Raw genomic sequence first — 19,904 nt, 5'->3', positions numbered from 1 at the left:
CCCTGGCCCAGGACGGCTAACCCGGCGTCCTGCCGGGTTGCCCACGGATTCAAGCCTGCGTTCGGCCAGCGTGGTTTGACGGGGCGCCTAAGATCAAAATCAAAATCAAAAGCAGAGCAAAAGCAGAGCAACAGCAGGGTTTTGTTGTCTTGATGACTTTAGAGCCGTGCTACGCCAAAGCTGTTCGGTTGCAACGTCCGTATGTCGGCTTCCTGGCAGATATCCAGTAGGAACCCCAGCAACGTGCGGGTATCCCGTGGGTCGATCAGGCCGTCATCCCATAGGTTTGCACTGCCGTACAGCGCGGTGGATTGGCTGTCGAGTTTTTGTGCGGTGACTTGTTCCAGCATGTCGAGCATCTTGGGGTCGGGGGTCAGGCCGTCTTTCTGTTGTTTGGCTTCGGTGACGATGCGCAGCACTTTGCCGGCCTGGGCGCCGCCCATCACGGCGGTGCGGCTGTTGGGCCAGGCGAAGATGAAGCGCGGGTCGAGGCCGCGGCCGCACATGGCGTAGTTGCCGGCGCCGTAGGAGCCGCCGATCACCACGGTGAGTTTGGGCACACGGGCATTGGCCACCGCCTGGATCATCTTCGCGCCGTGCTTGATCACGCCTTGCTGTTCCGCCTCGGTGCCGACCATAAAGCCGGTGGTGTTGTGCAGGAACAGCAGCGGCGTGCGGCTCTGGTCGCACAGTTGGATGAATTGCGCGGCCTTGCTGGCGCCCTTGGGCGTGATCGGGCCGTTATTGCCGATCACGCCGACGGCGCGGCCCTGGATGTGCAGGTGGCCGCACACGGTATGTGCGTCGAACTCGCCCTTGAACTCGAGGAAGTTCGAACCGTCGGCCAGGCGTGCGAGGATTTCGCGGACGTCGTAGGGTTTTTTCGGGTCGTCGGGGATCAGCCCGAGCAGTTCGTCGATGGGGTACAGCGGCTCGGCATACGTGCGTTTGGGCATCGACGGCAGGCGCTCGTTCCACGGCAGCAGGCTGACGATCTCGCGCACGATCCGCACCCCGTCGGCATCGTTTTCCGCCAGGTATTCCGCGGTGCCGGCGATTTGCGCGTGCATCTCGGCGCCGCCCAGTGCTTCATCGGTGGCGACTTCGCCGGTCGCGGCCTTGAGCAGCGGCGGGCCGGCCAGGAACAGCTTGGCCTTGCCGCGCACCACCACCACGTAATCCGACAGCCCCGGCTGATACGCGCCGCCCGCCGTGGCCGAGCCGTGGACCACGGTGATCTGCGGCAAGCCCATGGCCGACATGCGCGCCTGGTTGGCGAAGCTGCGCGCGCCTTCGACGAAAATCTCCGCCGCGTAGTTGAGGTTGGCGCCGCCGCTTTCGGCGAGGGTCACCACCGGCAGTTGGTTTTCCATCGCGATCTGTTGCAGGCGCAGGGATTTCTTCAGGCCCGTGGGGGAAATGGTGCCGCCCTTGATCGCGCTGTTATTCGCCACCACCAGCACGCGCACGCCGCTGACGTAACCGATGCCGGCGATCAACCCGCCGCCGGCGGCGCTGCCGTCCTTGTCGTCATGGAGTTTGTAGCCGGCCAGGCTGGCCAGTTCCAGGAACGGCGCGCCAGGGTCCAGCAGCAGGTTGAGGCGTTCACGCGGCAGCAATTGCCCGCGTTTGTCGAACTTGGGCTTGGCTTCCAGCGCCTTGCTCAACAGGTTCTGCTCCAACAGGCGCAGTTGCTGCAGGCTCGCCAGCAGCGCTTCGCGGTTGCGCACGAAGTCTGGGCTGTGGGCGTCGATCAGGGTTTCGATCACCGGCATGGTTTATGACTCCCCTTTGAGGACATCCGGCAGGTCGGCTTTGAAGATCGAGTCGAAGGCCACGGCAACGCTCCTTTACGTGAGTTGATCGGCGATGTGCTGCGGCACGGCGATGGGGATTTCCAGCAACTGCTGGGCAAAGGCCTTGCCCTGCGGGTCGATGCGCAGGCTGGCGATGCCGCCGCCGCCCAAGGCGTTTTCCAGCAGGAAGTTGAGGCTGTGGCTGCCGGGCAGGTACCAGCGTTCGACGCGACCGTGGACGGGGTCGAGCACGTGGCCCATCCAGTCGACGACCACGGCCGGGGTCAGGGCTTCGGCGATCCACGGCAGGTACGCCGGGTCGCGGGCAATCACCCCGATGTTGCTGTGGTTGCCCTTGTCGCCGGAACGGGCCACCGCGAGTTTCACCAGGGGCACGCTGGCATCGGCGCGGCCTTGGGGTTTGGGCGGTTCGAGGGCGGCCGCCGGCGTGCCCAGTGCGTGGCTGGCCGGAAGCGCGCAAGCGTGGCGTTCACCCTGCAAATCAATCGCCAGCTCACAGGACGATTTATCGATCAGGAACGAAAACAGTCGAATCAACGGATACACCGTCGGCCGCCCGCCGACGATGCCGGTCAGCCCCGGCGCCATGCCGGTGGCGGCCTGGGCGATTTCGCGGGCGAACAGCACCAGCGCCGGCTTGCTCGGGTGGCGCACCGCCAACTTCACCACCACCTCGCGGCAGTCCCGGCGTCGCGCATGCGCGCCGTAGGTGGCTTCGCTGCCGAGCAGTTCGATGTTCACCTCGGTGTAGGGCGCCCAACCGCGCTGGCTGAACAGCTCCGACGTCTTGTCGATAATCGCCTGGGCGACCCGCTCGGCCTTGGCCACCGCGTCGATCCCGGCGATCAGGCAACTGGCGGTGCAGCGAAAGCCATCCGGGTAAGTGGCGCTGACCTTGTATTGAGCGGTCGGCGGTAAACCCTTGGCACCGTGCAGACGCACACTGTGTTTGCCTTGCTGCTGCAATTTGACCTGGCTGAAATCGCAGATCACATCGGGCAGCAAGTAGGCGCGCGGGTCGCCGATTTCGTAGAGCAGTTGTTCGGCCACGCTCAGCTCGCTGATCAACCCGCCGCTGCCCGCGACTTTATTCACGGTGAACTGGCCGTCGGCGCTGACGTCGACGATGGGAAAACCGATGTGCTCGTAATCCGGCACGTCGCGCCAATCGGTGAAGTTGCCGCCGGTACACTGCGCGCCGCATTCGATGATATGCCCGGCCAGGGCGGCCTGGGCGAGGCGGTCGTAGTCCTGCCATGACCAGTTGAATTCATGCACCAACGCGGCGCTGACCACCGCGCTGTCGACCACCCGCCCGGTGATGACGATATCCGCCCCCAGCTCAAGCGCGCGGACAATGCCCGGCGCGCCGAGGTAGGCATTGGCGGACACGCACAGCGGCGGCAGCGGCGCGCCGTTGAACATGTCGACGCTGTCGCGCAGGTGTTTGAGTTGGGGCTGCAGGTCATCGCCCAGCAGCACGGCGATTTTCAGCGGCAGTTGCGCCGCGTCGCAGGCCGCTTGCAGGGCGGCGGCGCAGGCCTGGGGGTGGATGCCCCCCGCGTTGCTGATCACGCGGATGCCCTGGCGCTGGATTTCGGCCAGCAGCGGCGACAGCACCTCGACAAAGTCCGTGGCGTAGCCGGCCTGGGGATCTTTGATCCGCGCAGCGGCGAGGATCGACATTGTGACTTCCGCCAGGTAGTCGAACACCAGATAGTCCAGCTTGCCGCCGTGTACCAACTGGGCGGCGGCGGTGCAGGTGTCGCCCCAGAAGGCGCTGGCGCAGCCGATGCGAACCGTCTTGCTCATGAGAAATCCTTCCTCGAATGGCTGGAGACGAGACTACCAAGCAAGCGCTTGGTTTGTAAACTCCGGACACAAGTTTTCAGCCAAGCGCTTGCTTGGCTGGCAGGCACGGCCTAAATTGCCGCCCAAGATGTCAGCAGACGTAAAGGAGAGCAGCATGGATGAGCACAAAGCCCTGCGGGTGATGCGCGCCATGGTCGACGGCGGCCAATTGACCGACCCCGACAGTGCCCGGGGCAAGTTGCTGCAAACCGCGGCTCACCTGTTTCGCAACAAGGGCTTCGAGCGCACCACCGTGCGCGACCTGGCCGGTGCCGTGGGCATCCAGTCCGGCAGCATCTTTCATCACTTCAAGAGCAAGGACGAGATCCTGCGCGCGGTGATGGAAGAAACCATCCGCTACAACACTGCGCTGATGCGTGCGTCGCTGGAAGAGGCGAGCACGGTGCGCGAGCGCGTGCTGGCGCTGATTCGCTGCGAATTGCAGTCGATCATGGGCGGCAGTGGCGAAGCCATGGCGGTGTTGGTGTACGAGTGGCGTTCGCTGTCGGCCGAGGGCCAGGCCCGGGTGCTGGCCTTGCGTGATGTCTATGAAGCGATCTGGCTGCAGGTGCTGGGCGAGGCCAAGGCCGCCGGCTATATCAAGGGGGATGTGTTTATCGCCCGGCGCTTCCTCACCGGTGCCTTGTCCTGGACCACCACTTGGTTCCGCGCCGAGGGCAGCTTGACCCTCGAGCAGTTGGCCGAAGAGGCGTTGTTGATGGTTTTGAAGGCTGATTGAGGCGCAAGCTATTAATTTTCCGGTGGAAGTTGTCTCGCCAGACAAAAACGCCTAGCTTATTGCCATCAGCAGGTTAAACGGTGTGTGCCTTAATGTTTTCGCCATGGCGACTGGCTGCAGGACTTACTTTATGGGCACTGGGCACCGTTGCGTGGATGCCGGCTTCGGCTGCGCAATTGGTGAGGATCGGCGCTGCGCATTTTCCGCCGTACACCGTGCGCCCCGAGCAGGGCGCCGACACCGGATTGCTGCCGCAGTTGGTCGAAGCCCTGAACGCCTCGCAAACCGACTATCAGTTCGTGCTGGTGCCGACCTCGATCCCGCGACGCTTTCGCGATTTCGAGCAGGGCCGGGTCGACGTGGCGATTTTCGAAAACCCCGACTGGGGCTGGCAGAAGATTCCTCACACCACGGTCGATATGGGCCTGGAAGATGCCGAAATCTTCGTCGCCCAGCGTGAGCCCGATCGCGACCAGAATTATTTCACCAGCCTTGGCGGCAAGCGCCTGGCGGTATTCAGCGGTTATCACTACGCCTTCGCCAACTTCAATGCCGACCCCAAGTTCATGACCGAGCACTTCAACGCGACGTTGACCTACTCCCATGACAGCAACCTGCTGATGGTTGCGCGCGGTCGCGCCGATATCGCCCTGGTGACCCGCTCGTACCTGAGTGATTTTCTGGCGCGCAACGTCGACATGGCCGCCCAGTTCCTGATCTCGGAGCGCGTCGACCAGGTGTACCACCACTACGCGTTGCTGCGGCCCAAGGCGCCGATCAGCAGCGTAGCGTTTGCCGGCCTGCTCAAACGTTTGCGCGATGACGGCGAGCTGTTGAAGATATTCGAGCCCTATCGCATCGATGTGACGGCGGTGCCCTGAGGTTTCGGGAGACCAGGCTCCGCGACGGGGCGAGTTTCAGAGCCGCCGTGCAAATGTATCGCTGTGACTGCCCGACACCTTGCGGCAATGCACCAGCGCATCGCGAATCATGAAGTTGACCAGGGTCGGCGAGACGCCGAGTTCCTTGGCGATGTCCTTTTGCGGCACGCCGTGCAGGCGGTACATCTCGAACGCGTAGCGGGTGCGCTGGGGCAGTTCCGTCAGGGCGTCGGCGATGTTCTCCAGGGTGTTGAAATTGATGTGCGAAGTTTCCGGTGACGCGCCCTGAATCACCACATTCAAGCCTTCCTCTTCGGTCCCCGAATATTTGAGCTCCAGGGCCTGCTTGCGATAGTGATCGATCGCCAGGTTGCGCACGATCTGGAACAGATAACTCAATTGCGCCTTGAACGATGAGGTGATCGTCGGCGCCGATTGCAGCCGGAAGTAGGCATCCTGCACGACGTCTTCGGCCCGGGAGCGGCAGCCGGTAATACGTGCTGCGATCTTTACCAGAATCAGCCGATTATCGACGAATGCCTGGAGCAGCGGTGAGTCGCACCTGCCTGTGGATACTTGTTCCGTCATGGAAATCACCTTGATCGCAAAAGAGGTTAGGGGAGGGCGTCCGTGCTGAGGCCTCCTACACATCGGGCAACAAATTATGCTGAATGATAATTATTGTCAAATGAGAGGTCTGACTGATTTTGTCCGTGGGCTGAAGGTGTGAACCCCGTCTCGCTCGTCCTCGACGACTAATTATTTGGCGACGCCGTCCGTTCTTCTGGGTGACAGGTTCGTTGGTAAAACGGCCAAGGATCAGCACCCGCAGGAGGGCGAGATGGGTTTTTATCGTGCATATGGCGCGTTTCAGGTGGGGGGCGCCGAGCGATGAGCGCGCCGACTCGACTGCGCCTGTTCTGCCTGCCTTATTCGGGGGCCAGCGCCATGGTGTACGTGCGTTGGCGGCGTGTTCTGCCGGACTGGTTGCAGGTGTGCCCGCTGGAGTTGCCGGGGCGTGGCATGCGGATGGACGAGCCGTTGCAACGCGACATCGGCGCCTTGGCCGCGCAGTTGGCGGATGAAATCAGTCGTGACCTGAACGGCCCCTACGCGTTGTTCGGCCACAGCCTTGGCGGCCTGCTGGCGTTCGAGCTGGCGCACGCGCTCAAAGCGCGCAACGTGCCTGCGCCGCTGGCGCTGTTTGCGTCCGGCACCGCCGGCCCGGCGCGACGCGACGTCAGCGAGTACGCCCGCGAAAAGACCGATGAGCAACTGATCGCCCGCTTGCGCGACCTGCAAGGCACCGCCGAAGCAGCCCTGGCCAACCGCGAATTGATGCAGTTGATGCTGCCGATCCTGCGCGCCGACTTCCTGCTCTGCGGCAGCTTCGCCTACGGCCGACGCGAGCCGCTGGGCATGCCGATCCATGTGTTCGGCGGCAAGCAGGACAGCGTGCGCGCCGACCAGTTACTCGACTGGCAGGCAGACGCCGCCAGCGGGTTTTCCCTGGACCTGTTCGACGGCCACCACTTCTTTCTGGTGCAGCACGAAAGCGCGGTGCTGCGCTGTGTGCGGCGCTACGCCGAGGAACACCTGGCGCGCTGGCGCAATGGCGCGGCGCGGCGACTGACCGCCGGCTGAACCCTTCCCGATTTTCCCGTAAGCCGATTTCAGGCAGGAACCCCCATGATGGACGCCTTCGAACTTCCCCGCACCCTGGCCCAGTCCCTTCAACGCCGCGCCGCGCAGACTCCGGAGCGGATCGCTCTGCGTTTCCTCGCTGAGTCCGCCGAACACAACGTGGTCCTCAGCTACCGCGACCTCGACCAGCGCGCCCGTACCATCGCCGCCGCCCTGCAGGCCAACGCCGACCTGGGCGACCGTGCCGTGTTGTTGTTCCCCAGCGGGCCGGACTACGTGGCGGCGTTCTTCGGTTGCCTGTACGCCGGGGTGATCGCGGTGCCGGCCTATCCGCCGGAGTCCGCTCGTCACCATCACCAGGCGCGCTTGCTGTCGATCATCGCCGACGCCGAACCGCGCCTGTTGCTGACCATCGCCAGCCTCGGCGACGACTTGGCGCAGATCGAAAACGCGCCGCCGCTGCTGGCGGTCGACACCCTCGACAGCGCGCTTGCCGAGCGCTGGGTCGCCACCGATGTGCAAGCCGACGACATCGCCTTCCTGCAATACACCTCGGGCTCCACCGCCTTGCCCAAGGGCGTGCAGGTCAGCCACGGCAATCTGGTTGCCAATGAACTGCTGATCCGGCGCGGTTTCGGCATCGACCTGAACCCGGATGACGTGATCGTCAGTTGGCTGCCGCTGTACCACGACATGGGCCTGATCGGCGGCCTGCTGCAACCGATCTTCAGCGGCGTGCCCTGCGTGTTGATGTCGCCGGCGTACTTCCTCGGCCGGCCCTTGCGCTGGCTGGAAGCGATCAGCGAATACGGCGGCACCATCAGCGGCGGCCCGGATTTCGCCTACCGCTTGTGCAGCGAACGGGTCAGCGAATCGGCCCTGGAACGCCTGGATTTGAAGCGCTGGCGCGTAGCGTATTCCGGCTCCGAACCGATCCGCCTCGACACCCTGGAACGCTTCGCCGAGAAGTTCGCCCCGTGCGGTTTCACCGCGAACAACTTCTTCGCCTCCTACGGCCTGGCCGAAGCAACCCTGTTTGTCGCCGGCGGCCGCCGTGGCCACGGTATCCCGGCGCTGCGCCTGGATGCGCAGGCGCTGGCCGCCAACCGCGCCGAGCCGGGGCCGGGCGCGGCGATCATGAGTTGCGGCACACATCAGCCGGACCACGCGGTGCTGATCGCCGATCCCCACACCTTGAGCGAACTGCCTGACAACTGCGTCGGCGAACTCTGGGCCAGCGGCCCGAGCATTGCCCACGGCTACTGGCGCAACCCCGAAGCCAGCGCCAAGACCTTCGTCCAGCACGCCGGCCGCACCTGGCTGCGCAGCGGCGACCTGGGCTTTATCCGCGAGGGCGAGGTGTACATCACCGGGCGCTTGAAAGACCTGCTGATCGTGCGCGGCCACAACCTCTACCCGCAGGACATCGAGCAGACCATCGAGCGCGAAGTGGAGGTGGTGCGCAAAGGCCGGGTCGCGGCGTTCGCGGTGAATGAGCAGGGCCAGGAAGGCATCGGTATCGCCGCTGAGATCAGCCGCAGCGTGCAGAAAATCCTCGCGCCGCAAGCGCTGATCACGGCGATCCGCCAAGCCGTGGCCGAAGCCTATCAAGAGGCGCCGTGCGTGGTGGTGCTGCTCAACCCCGGCGCGTTGCCGAAGACCTCCAGCGGCAAGCTGCAGCGCTCGGCGTGTGCGTTGCGTTACGCCGATGGCAGCCTCGACAGCTACGCGCAGTTCCCCGGTCTGCAAGGGGCGGCCAGTGATGTCGCGCTGGCGTCCACCTTGCAGACCCAGATCGCGGCGATCTGGTGCGAGCAGTTGCAGGTTGCGACGGTAGCGGCGGATGACCACTTCTTCCTGCTCGGCGGCAACTCCATCAGCGCGACCCAAGTGGTTGCGCGCCTGCGCGAAACCCTGGGCCTGGAACTGAACCTGCGCCTGCTGTTCGAAGCGCCGACCTTGTCGGCCTTCGCCGCCGATGTGGCACAGCTGCAGCAGGATGGCGGCGTCGCCCAAGGCGCGATCCAGTGCTTGTCGCATGAGGATGAACTGCCGCAATCCCTCGCACAGAATCGCCTGTGGATCACCTGGCAACTCGACCCGCAGAGCTACGCATACACCATCCCCGGTGCCCTGCGCCTGCGCGGCGAGCTGGATGCAGACGCAGTGCGCGCCAGCTTCGCGCAGCTGATCCAGCGCCACCCAGCCCTGCGCACGCGCTTCTACGAACGGGATGGGCAAGCCTTCCAACGGGTGTTGGCCAGCAGCGCATTCGACTTGCACGTCATCGACCTTGGCGACCTGCCCGCCGCCGCGCGCGAAGCCCGGGCGCAGCAGATCCGCGAGGAGCAGGCGCACACCGCGTTCGACCTGGAAAACGGCCCGCTGCTGCGGGTGAGCCTGGTGCGCCTGGACGACGAAGATCATCAGTTGCTGGTGACGCTGCATCACATCATCGCCGACGGCTGGTCGCTGAATATCCTCATCGATGAGTTCTCCCGCCTGTACGCCGCGGCGTCTCAGGGCCAGCCCCTGCAACTGCCGCCACTGGCCGTGCAATACGCCGACTACGGCAACTGGCAGCGCCAATGGTTGGCCGAGGGCGAAGGCCAGCGGCAACTGGCGTACTGGAAGGCGCAGTTGGGAGACGAACACCCGGCCTTGAGCCTGGCCACCGATCACCCGCGTGCGGCGCGGCAACGCAACAGTGCTTCGCGCCACAACGTGCGTCTGGGCGCAAGCCTCAGCGCGGCGATTCGCCAGACTGCCCAGGCCAACCAATCGACGCCGTTCATGCTGTTGCTCGCGGCGTTCCAGACCTTGCTCTACCGCTACAGCGGCCAGCGCGACATCCGCATCGGCGTGCCCAGCGCCAACCGCCCGCGCCAGGAAACCCAAGGCCTGGTCGGCTTCTTTATCAACACCCTGGTACTGCGCGCCGAGCTGGACGGGCGCCTGCCGTTCAACCAGCTGTTGGCGGCCACGCGCCAGGCGGCAGTGGGCGCCCAGGCCCATCAGGATCTGCCCTTCGAACAACTGCTCGAAGCGTTCCCCCACGCCCGTGAACAGGGCCTGTTCCAGGTGATGTTCAACCATCAGCAGCGCGACCTCGGCGCTTTGCGTCGCCTGCCGGGCCTGCTCGCCGAAGAACTGGCGTGGCACAGCCGCGAAGCCAAGTTCGACCTGCAATTGCACAGCGAAGAAGACCGCAACGGGCGCCTGAGCCTGGCGTTCGACTACGCCGACGAATTGTTCGAAAGCACCACCATCCAACGCCTGGCCGAGCACTTCATCAACCTGCTGCACGCCGTGTGCGAGCAACCGCAGCGGGCTCTCGGCGACCTCAAATTGATACAACACGACGAACAGCGGCCCTGGAGCGAAGCGCCTTGCGCGCCGGCCCGGCAATGCTTGCCCGAACAGCTCAACCAACACACCTCGGACCGCACCGCGCTGGTCTGGCAGGGCGGCAGCCTGAGCTTTGCCCAACTGCACACCCAGGCCAACCGCCTGGCCCATTACCTGCGCGACAAGGGCGTCGGCCCCGACGTGTGCGTGGCCATCGCCGCCGAGCGTTCGCCGCAACTGTTGATCGGCCTGCTGGCGATCATCAAGGCCGGCGGCGCCTACGTGCCGCTGGACCCGGATTACCCCGCCGAGCGCCTGGCCTACATGCTCAAGGACAGCGGCGTCCACCTGCTGCTGACCCAGACCGCGTTGCTGGCGCAATTACCCACGGCCGAAGACGTGTGCGTGATTGCCATGGACAGCCTGCACCTCGACCGCTGGCCGACCCAGCCGCCGGGCCTGCATCTGGACGGCGAGCACCTCGCCTACGTGATCTACACCTCCGGCTCCACCGGCCAACCCAAGGGCGTGGGCAACACCCATGCGGCCCTGGCCGAGCGCTTGCAGTGGATGCAGGCCACCTATGCGCTGAATGACAGCGACGTGCTGCTGCAAAAAGCCCCGATCAGTTTCGACGTGTCGGTGTGGGAGTGCTTCTGGCCGCTGATCACCGGCTGCCGCCTGGTGTTGGCGGGGCCGGGCGAGCAGCGCGACCCGCAGCGCATCGCGCAACTGGTGCAGGCCCATGGCGTGACCACTCTGCACTTTGTGCCGCCGCTGTTGCAGCTGTTTATCGACGAGCCGTTGGCGGCCGAATGCACCAGCCTGCGCCGTCTGTTCTGCGGCGGCGAAGCCTTGCCCGCCGAGTTGCGTGACCGTGTGCTTGCGCGGTTGCCGGCGGTGCAGTTGCACAACCGTTATGGCCCGACCGAAACCGCGATCAACGTCACTCATTGGCACTGCCGCGCCGAGGATGGCGAGCGCTCGCCGATTGGCCGACCGCTGGGCAATGTGATCTGCCGCGTGCTCGACGAGCAGCTCAACCCGTTGCCAGCGGGAGTGCCGGGCGAGCTGTGCATCGGCGGCATCGGCCTGGCACGCGGTTACCTCGGCCGCGCCGGGCTCACCGCCGAGCGTTTTGTCGCTGACCCCTTGGGCGCGCCGGGCAGCCGTCTGTATCGCAGCGGTGACCGCGCACGCTGGAGCGCTGACGGCGTGCTCGACTACCTCGGTCGTCTCGATCAGCAGGTCAAGTTGCGCGGCTTTCGCGTCGAGCCGCAAGAAATCGAAGCGCGCCTGCTGGCCCTCGACGGTATCGCCCAGGCCGTGGTGCTGGTGCGCGATGACCAATTGATCGGCTATTACACCGCCACTGCCGCGCTCGACGCCCAAACCGTCAAAGCCGCCCTGGCCGCCGCGCTGCCGGAATACATGGTGCCCGCGCACCTGATGCGCCTGGACGCCATGCCCCTGAGCCCGAGCGGCAAGCTGGACCGCCGTGCGCTGCCCGAGCCGGTGTGGCAAACCCGCGAACACGTTGAACCCGAGAGCCCATTGCAGCAGCAGATTGCGGCGATCTGGCGCGAAGTGCTGGGCCTGCCACGGATCGGCCTGCGCGATGATTTTTTCGCCCTCGGCGGCCATTCGTTGCTGGCCACGCAAATCATCTCGCGCACCCGCCAGGCGTGTGACGTCGAGCTGCCGTTGCGCACCCTGTTCGAAGCCAGCGAACTCGGCGCATTTGCCGAGCAGGTCGGGCAGATCCAGGCCGCCGGCCAACGCAACCAACAGACCGCCATCGCCCAGGTCGACCGCAGCCGGCCGGTGCCGCTGTCCTATTCCCAGCAGCGGATGTGGTTCCTCTGGCAGTTGGAGCCGGACAGCCCGGCGTACAACGTCGGCGGCATGGCGCGTTTGCGCGGGGTGCTCGACGTGGGGCGTTTCGAGGCCGCGTTGCAGGCCTTGGTCATGCGCCACGAAACCCTGCGGACCACCTTCCCGAGCGTCGATGGCGTGGCCCATCAGCAGGTGTCGGCGCAGACCGGCCTGCGCATGGGCTGGCAGGACTTCTCGGCGCTGAGCCACCTCGAATGCGAGCAACGCTTGCAGCAGCTGGCCGATGTCGAGGCGCACACGCCGTTCAACCTGGAAACCGGGCCGCTGTTGCGCGTGTGCCTGGTCAAGGCCGGCGCGCAGGAGCATTACCTGGTGCTGACCTTGCACCATATCGTCACCGAAGGCTGGGCCATGGACATCTTTGCCCGTGAGCTCAGCGCGCTGTACGAAGCCTTCATCGACGAGCGCGACTCGCCGCTGGCGCCGCTGCCGGTGCAGTACCTCGACTACAGCGTGTGGCAGCGCCAGTGGCTGGAGTCCGGCGAGCGCCAGCGCCAGCTCGATTACTGGATCGCGCAATTGGGTTATGAGCATCCGCTGCTGGAACTGCCCGGCGACCGCCCGCGGCCGCCGGTGCAAAGCCACCGCGGCGGGCTGTACCGTTTTGATTTGAGCGACGAACTGGCCGCGCGCGTTCGGGCCTTCAATGCTGCGCACGGCCTGACCCTGTTCATGAGCATGACCGCCACCCTGGCGGTGTTGCTCTACCGCTACAGCGGCCAGACCGACCTGCGCATCGGCGCTCCGGTGGCCAATCGGATTCGCCCGGAAAGCGAAGGGCTGATCGGCGCCTTCCTCAACACTCAGGTACTGCGTTGCCGGCTCGACGGGCAGATGAGCGTCGGTGAGTTGTTCGAGCAAGTCCGTCACACCGTGATCGAGGGCCAGTCTCACCAGGACCTGCCGTTCGACCATCTGGTGGAAGCGCTGCAACCACCGCGCAGCGCGGCGTACAACCCGCTGTTCCAAGTGATGTGCAACGTGCAGCGCTGGGAATTCCAGCAGCGCCGCCAACTGGGCGGGATGAGCGTCGAGTACCTGGCCAACGATGCGCGTGCGACCAAGTTCGACCTCAACCTGGAAGTCACCGACCTCGACCATCGCCTGGGATGCTGCCTGACCTACAGCACCGATTTGTTCGATGAGCCGCGCGTTGCGCGCATGGCCGAACATTGGTGCAACCTGCTCGAAGCGCTGATCGCCGACCCGCAGCAACGCCTCAGCGAACTGCCGATGCTGGGTGCCGACGAGCAGCACGCATTGCAGCGCAGCCTGGGGAACGACGCGGCTGAACAGCGCCTCGACCAGTGCCTTCACTCACTGTTCAACCAGCAGGCACTGGCCCGTGCCGACTCGCCGGCACTGACGTTTGCCGGTGAGACCCTCAGCTACCGCGAACTGAATGCCCGCGCCAACCGCCTGGCCTGGATGCTGCGCGAGCGTGGCGTCGGCCCGCAGGTGCGGGTCGGCCTGGCGTTGCCGCGCTCCCTGGAAATGGTCATCGGCCTGCTGGCGATTCTCAAGGCCGGCGGCGCCTATGTGCCGCTGGACCCGGAGTACCCGCTGGACCGCCTGCATTACATGATCGAAGACAGCGGCATCGGCTTGCTGCTCAGTGATGCGGCGATGTTCGCCGCCCTCGGTGAACTGCCGGCGACGCTGGCGTGCTGGTGCCTCGAAGACGACCTGCCGGTGCTGGTGAACTACCCGGCCAGTGAGCCGCCGTTTCTCAGCCTGCCGCAACACCCGGCGTACCTGATCTACACCTCCGGCTCCACCGGCAAGCCGAAAGGCGTGGTGGTGTGCCACGGCGAAATCGCCATGCACTGCCAGGCCGTGATCGAGCGTTTCGGCATGCGCCCGGATGACTGTGAGCTGCACTTCTATTCGATCAACTTCGACGCCGCCACCGAGCGTTTGCTGGTGCCGTTGCTCAGCGGCGCACAACTGGTATTGCGCGCCCAGGGCCAGTGGGATGCCGAGCAGATCTGCGGGCTGATCCGCACCCACCGCATCAATGTGCTGGGCTTCACCCCGAGCTATGGCAGCCAGTTGGCGCAATGGCTGGCGACCCAGCGGCAGACCTTGCCGGTGCGGTTGTGCATCACCGGCGGCGAGGCGCTGACCGGCGAACACCTGCAGCGCATCCGCGCCGCGTTCCAGCCGCAGGTGTTTTTCAACGCCTACGGCCCGACTGAAACCGTGGTGATGCCGCTGGCCGGCCTCGCACCGCAGCACTTGGCGGAGGGCGTCGGCAGCGTGCCGATCGGCAGCATCGTCGGCGCCCGCGTGGCCTATATTCTCGACGCCGACCTGGCCCTGGTACCGCAAGGCGCGAGCGGCGAGTTGTACGTCGGCGGGGCAGGGCTGGCGCAGGGTTATCACCAGCGTCCGGGGATGACCGCGGAGCGTTTTGTCGCGGACCCCTTCGCGGCCCATGGCGGTCGCCTGTACCGCACCGGCGATCTGGTGCGCCAACTGAGCGATGGCCAGGTGGAATACCTCGGGCGGATCGACCATCAGGTGAAGATCCGTGGTTTCCGCATCGAACTGGGCGAGATCGAAACGCGCCTGCTCGAACATCCCGCCGTGCTTGAAGCGGTGGTGCTGGCGCTGGATTCGCCGAGCGGCAAACAGCTGGTGGCCTATCTGGCCAGCGACGCCGAGCACGGCCCCTTGCGCGACGCCTTGAAGGCGCACCTCAAAGCGCAACTGCCGGACTACATGGTGCCCGCCCATTGGCTCGTGCTGGACAGCATGCCGCTGACCGCCAACGGCAAGCTCGACCGCCGCGCCTTGCCGCCGCCGGATGCCGAGGCGAATCGCCAACACTACGTGGCGCCGCGCAACGCGCTGGAGCAGGCGTTGGCGGCGATCTGGTGCGCGGTGTTGAACGTGCAGCAGGTCGGTCTCGACGATAACTTCTTTGAACTGGGCGGCGATTCGATCCTGTCGATCCAGGTGGTCAGCCGTGCGCGCCAGGCCGGGATTCACTTCAGCCCGCGGGATTTGTTCCAGCACCAGACCGTACAGACCCTGGCCGCCGTCGCCACACGCGCCGAGCAGGTCAGCGCCGAGCAAGGCATGCTGAGCGGCCGCTCGGGGCTCACGCCGATCCAGCAGTGGTTCTTCGAGACAGAGATTCCCGCGCGTCAACACTGGAACCAGGCGCTGGTGCTCAAACCGCTGCAACTGCTCGATCCCCATCGCCTGGAGCAAGCCCTGCTGGCGGTGCTGGAACAGCATGACGCGCTGCGCCTGAGCTTCACCCGGCGCGACGCGCAATGGCACGCCGAACACCTGGCCGTGCCGGAGGGCGGTGTGCTGATGCAGGCGCAAGTGCGTGATCTGCAGCAGTGCAGCGCGTTGTTCAGCGACACCCAACGCAGCCTCGACCTGGCCCACGGCCCGCTGTTGCGCGCGTTGCTGGTGGACGGCCCGCAAGGCCAGCAGCGCCTGCTGATCGTGATCCATCACCTGGTGGTGGATGGTGTGTCGTGGCGTGTGTTGCTTGAGGATCTGCAAAACGTCTATCGCCAATTGAGCGACGGCCAATCCGTCAGCCTGCCGGCCAAGACCAGTGCCTTGCGCGACTGGGCCGCCCGCTTGCAGGCCTATGCCGGCAGCGAATCCCTGCGCGAAGAATTGTGCGTCTGGCAGGAGTGCTTGGCCGGTGCGGCGGTGCCCTTGCCGGTGGCGCGTCCGCACGGCGCATTGCGCCATCGCGATGCCGAGACGCTCAGCGTGCGCCTGGACGCCGAACGCACCCGCCAGTTACTGCAACAAGCCCCCAGCGCTTATCGCACCCAGGTCAACGACCTGCTGCTGACCGCACTGGCCCGGGTGCTGTGCCGCTGGAGCGGTCACGCCTCGGCGCTGATCCAACTGGAAGGCCACGGCCGCGAAACCCTGTTCGATGAGATCGACCTGACCCGCAGCGTCGGCTGGTTCACCAGCGCCTATCCGGTGCGCCTGACGCCGCTGGCGGAGCAGGGCGCATCGATCAAAGCCATCAAGGAGCAATTGCGCGGCGTGCCGCACAAAGGCCTGGGCTACGGCGTGCTGCGCTACCTGGCGGACGACCTGTGCAAACAGACGATGGCCGCACTGCCGAGTGCCGACATCACCTTCAACTACCTCGGCCAGTTCGACCAGAGCTTCGGCGCCGATGCACTGTTCCACCCGCTGGAGGAATCCGCCGGCCTCGCCCATGACCCGGATGCGCCGCTGCCCAACGAACTGAGTGTCGACAGCCAGGTGTACGGCGGCGAACTGGTGCTGCGCTGGACCTTCAGCCGCGCACGCCACGATCAGCAGACGATTGGCGAGTTGGCCGCGGCCTACCTGGACGAACTGCACAGCCTGATCGCCCATTGCCTCAAGGACGGCGCCGGCGGCCTCACGCCTTCCGACTTCCCCCTGGCACGCCTGACCCAGGCGCAGTTGGACGCCTTGCCGGTGCCCGCCAGTGCGATCGAAGACGTGTACCCGCTGACCCCAATGCAGGAAGGCCTGCTGCTGCATACCCTGCTTGAACCGGGCACCGGCCTCTACTACATGCAGGACCGCTACCGCATCGACAGCGCCCTCGACCCCGAGCGTTTCGCCCAGGCCTGGCAAGCGGTGATCGCCCGTCACGAAGCCTTGCGCGCCTCGTTCTGCTGGAACGTCGGCGAGGACATGCTGCAAGTGATCCACAAACCCGGCAGCACGCCGATCGAGTACCTGGACTGGAGCGCCGTTGCCGAGGCCGAACAGGAACCGCGTCTGCAAGCCCTGCTCAAGGCCGAGCGCGAAGCCGGTTTCGATCTGCTCAACCAGGCGCCGTTCCACCTTCGCCTGATCCGCGTCGCTGAAGCGCGCTACTGGTTCATGATGAGCAACCACCACATCCTCATCGATGCCTGGTGCCGTTCGTTGTTGATGAATGACTTCTTCGACCTCTACACGGCCCTCGGCGCAGGCCACGACGCGCAACTGGCCACGCCGCCGCGTTATCGCGACTACATCGCCTGGCTGCAACGCCAGAACCTGAGTGCGGCGCGCCAGTGGTGGCAGCACAACCTGCGGGGCTTCGAGCGCACCACGCCGATCCCCAGCGACCGCCCGTTCCTGCGCGAACACGCCGGTGGCAGCGGCGGCATGGTAGTGGGCGATTGCTACACCCGCCTCGATGCCCGCGACGGTATACACCTGCGCGAACTGGCCCAGGCCCATCAACTGACCGTCAACACCTTTGCCCAGGCCGCATGGGCCCTGGTGCTGCGGCGCTTGAGCGGCGAGCGTGACGTGCTGTTCGGCGTCACCGTGGCCGGGCGTCCGGTGGACATGCCGGACATGCAACGGACCGTCGGCCTGTTCATCAACAGCATCGCGCTGCGTGTGAAGCTGCCCGAGGAGGGCCAACAGTGCAGCGTGCGCCACTGGTTGAATGGCCTGCTCGACAGCAATATGCAACTGCGCGAGTACGAATACCTGCCGCTGGTGACCCTTCAGGAACACAGCGAATTGCCCAAGGGTCAACCGCTGTTCGACAGCCTGTTCGTGTTCGAAAACGCCCCGGTGGAAGTCTCGGTACTCGACCGTGCGCAAAGCCTGAACGCCACCTCGGACTCCGGCCGCACCCACACCAACTTCCCGCTGACGGCCGTGTGCTATCCGGGCGATGAGCTTGGTTTGCACCTGTCCTACGACCAGCGTTACTTCGATGAAAGCACCGTGCAGGGCATGTTGAGCGAGTTCAAGCGCCTGCTGCTGGCGCTGATGCAGGGTTTTCATGGCGACATGGCCGAACTGCCATTGATGGGCGCGCAGGAGCGTGAATTTCTGGTACACGGCTGCAATCGGAGCGAGCACGCCTACCCGCTGGAGCGCAGCTATATCGAGCTGTTCGAAGCCCAGGTGGTGCAGCATCCGCAACGCATCGTCGCCACGTGCCTCGACCGACAGTGGACGTATGCCGAGTTGAACCGGCGCAGTAACGGCCTGGGCCACGCACTGATCGCCGCGGGTGTCGGCCTGGACCAGCCGGTGGCATTGCTGGCGGAGCGCAGTCTCGATTTGCTCGGCATGATCATCGGTAGCTTCAAGGCCGGTGCCGGTTACCTGCCGCTCGACCCGGGGCTGCCCGGTCAGCGTCTGAGCCGGATTATCGAGCTGAGCCGCACCCCGTTGCTGGTGTGTACCGAGGCGTGTCGCGAGCAGGCCATTGAGCTGCTGCAAGGCGTGGAATGCCAGTTGCTGGTGTGGGAGGAGGTGCCTGCTCGTGGGGCGAACCCCGGCATTTACAGTGGCCCGGACAACCTTGCCTATGTGATCTATACCTCGGGCTCCACCGGCCTGCCCAAAGGCGTGATGGTCGAACAGCGCGGCATGCTCAACAACCAGTTGAGCAAGGTGCCGTACCTGGACCTGAGCCCGGTGGATGTGATCGCGCAAACCGCCTCGCAGAGTTTCGATATTTCGGTGTGGCAGTTCCTTGCCGCGCCGCTGTTCGGCGCGCGGGTGGATATCGTGCCGAATGCCGTCGCCCACGATCCCCAGGGCTTGCTCGCCCATGTGCAGGCCCAGGGCATCAGCGTGTTGGAAAGCGTGCCGTCGCTGATCCAGGGCATGCTGGCCGAGGCACGCATCCGCCTGGACGGCCTGCGCTGGATGCTGCCGACCGGCGAAGCCATGCCGCCGGAGCTGGCGCAGCAGTGGTTGCTGCGTTACCCCGAGATTGGCTTGGTCAACGCTTATGGTCCGGCGGAATGTTCGGATGATGTGGCGTTCTTCCGTGTCGACCTGGCCTCGACCCGGGGCACTTACCTACCGATTGGTACGCCGACCGACAACAACCGCTTGTACGTGCTGGACGCTGCGCTGGCGTTGGTGCCGCAGGGCGCGGTGGGCGAGCTGTGCGTCGCCGGTACCGGCGTAGGGCGCGGTTACGTCAGCGACCCGCTGCGCACCGCCCAGGTGTTCGTGCCCAACCCGTTCGGCGCCGCGGGCGAGCGTCTGTACCGCAGCGGCGACCTGGCACGGCGACGCAGCGATGGGGTGCTGGAGTACGTCGGGCGTATCGACCATCAGGTGAAAATCCGCGGCTACCGCATCGAGCTGGGGGAAATCGAAGCGCGTCTGCATGAACAAGCGGCAGTGCGCGACGCGGCGGTCGGCGTGCAGGAGGGCGTCAACGGCAAACACTTGGTCGGTTACCTGGTGGCCGCCGATACCACCCTCGACCCTGGCGAGTGCCTGGACCACATCAAGCAACACCTGCGTTCTGAACTGCCGGAATACATGGTGCCACTGCATTGGCTGTGGCTCGAGCGCCTGCCGCTCAACGCCAACGGCAAACTCGACCGCAACGCCCTGCCAGCCCTGGAGATCGGCCAGTTGCACGACCAGGCCTACCTGGCGCCGCGCACGGCACTGGAGGGGACATTGGCCGCGATTTGGGCCGAGGTGCTCAAGGTCGACCGGGTGGGCGTGCAGGACAACTTCTTCGAGCTGGGCGGGCACTCGTTGCTGGCCACGCAGATCGCCTCGCGCGTGCAGAAGACGTTGCAACGGGATGTGCCGTTGCGGGCGATGTTCGAGTGCAGCACGGTGGCGCAGTTGGCCGAGTACATCGATGGGCTGGCGGCGACAGCGATCAGTGCCGAGAAGGTGGATCGGTTGAGTGATTTGATGGCGGAGTTGGAGGGCCTGTAATTTTCGCTGCCTGCATGGGCCTCATCGGGG

The 19,904-nt window shown here is 65.4% G+C and carries 7 protein-coding genes; 4 read left to right on the top strand and 3 right to left on the bottom strand.

Features of this window, described 5'->3' with window-relative positions; all coding sequences use genetic code 11:
* Positions 1-158 precede the first annotated feature (158 nt).
* Both atuC and AC07W0_RS20280 read right to left on the bottom strand, forming a co-directional pair.
* Positions 159-1,775 (bottom strand): geranyl-CoA carboxylase subunit beta, encoded by a 1,617-nt coding sequence (gene atuC, locus AC07W0_RS20285; protein ID WP_102618028.1) that lies wholly within the window; start codon positions 1,773-1,775, stop codon positions 159-161.
* A gap of 75 nt (positions 1,776-1,850) precedes the next feature.
* Positions 1,851-3,629 (bottom strand): acyclic terpene utilization AtuA family protein, encoded by a 1,779-nt coding sequence (locus AC07W0_RS20280; protein WP_102618027.1) that lies wholly within the window; start codon positions 3,627-3,629, stop codon positions 1,851-1,853.
* A gap of 154 nt (positions 3,630-3,783) precedes the next feature.
* On the opposite strand from AC07W0_RS20280, the gene AC07W0_RS20275 reads away from it, so the two are divergent.
* Complete coding sequence (locus AC07W0_RS20275; RefSeq protein WP_046484016.1) at positions 3,784-4,407, top strand: TetR/AcrR family transcriptional regulator; 624 nt, start codon at positions 3,784-3,786, stop codon at positions 4,405-4,407.
* 92 nt (positions 4,408-4,499) lie between these two features.
* Positions 4,500-5,288 carry a substrate-binding periplasmic protein gene (locus tag AC07W0_RS20270; protein ID WP_102618026.1) on the top strand — a complete coding sequence of 263 codons (789 nt, stop codon included), beginning with the start codon at positions 4,500-4,502 and terminating at the stop codon, positions 5,286-5,288.
* Between the two features lie 36 nt (positions 5,289-5,324).
* On the opposite strand, the gene AC07W0_RS20265 is transcribed toward AC07W0_RS20270, so the two are convergent.
* Entirely contained in the window at positions 5,325-5,876 is a 552-nt protein-coding gene (locus AC07W0_RS20265) for an RNA polymerase factor sigma-70 (RefSeq protein ID WP_017845800.1), read from the bottom strand.
* A 303-nt stretch (positions 5,877-6,179) separates the two neighbouring features.
* On the opposite strand from AC07W0_RS20265, the gene AC07W0_RS20260 reads away from it, so the two are divergent.
* A complete protein-coding gene (locus tag AC07W0_RS20260; RefSeq protein WP_017845801.1) occupies positions 6,180-6,932 on the top strand; it encodes a thioesterase II family protein in 753 nt (250 codons plus the stop codon).
* A gap of 45 nt (positions 6,933-6,977) precedes the next feature.
* Positions 6,978-19,874: a non-ribosomal peptide synthetase gene (locus AC07W0_RS20255; RefSeq protein ID WP_102618025.1), complete on the top strand. Its 12,897-nt coding sequence runs from the start codon at positions 6,978-6,980 to the stop codon at positions 19,872-19,874.
* Positions 19,875-19,904: the final 30 nt, after the last annotated feature.

It is taken from the genome of Pseudomonas sp. GW704-F2, from assembly GCF_059423025.1.
Note: the sequence above shows the minus strand (reverse complement) of the source record. Positions and strands in the feature narration are given on the sequence as shown.

Coding starts and splice junctions, on each gene's coding strand:
- atuC (WP_102618028.1), bottom strand. CDS start 1,775: ATGCCGGTGATCGAAACCCTGATCGACGCCCACAGCCCAGACTTCGTG.
- AC07W0_RS20280 (WP_102618027.1), bottom strand. CDS start 3,629: ATGAGCAAGACGGTTCGCATCGGCTGCGCCAGCGCCTTCTGGGGCGAC.
- AC07W0_RS20275 (WP_046484016.1), top strand. CDS start 3,784: ATGGATGAGCACAAAGCCCTGCGGGTGATGCGCGCCATGGTCGACGGC.
- AC07W0_RS20270 (WP_102618026.1), top strand. CDS start 4,500: ATGTTTTCGCCATGGCGACTGGCTGCAGGACTTACTTTATGGGCACTG.
- AC07W0_RS20265 (WP_017845800.1), bottom strand. CDS start 5,876: ATGACGGAACAAGTATCCACAGGCAGGTGCGACTCACCGCTGCTCCAG.
- AC07W0_RS20260 (WP_017845801.1), top strand. CDS start 6,180: ATGAGCGCGCCGACTCGACTGCGCCTGTTCTGCCTGCCTTATTCGGGG.
- AC07W0_RS20255 (WP_102618025.1), top strand. CDS start 6,978: ATGATGGACGCCTTCGAACTTCCCCGCACCCTGGCCCAGTCCCTTCAA.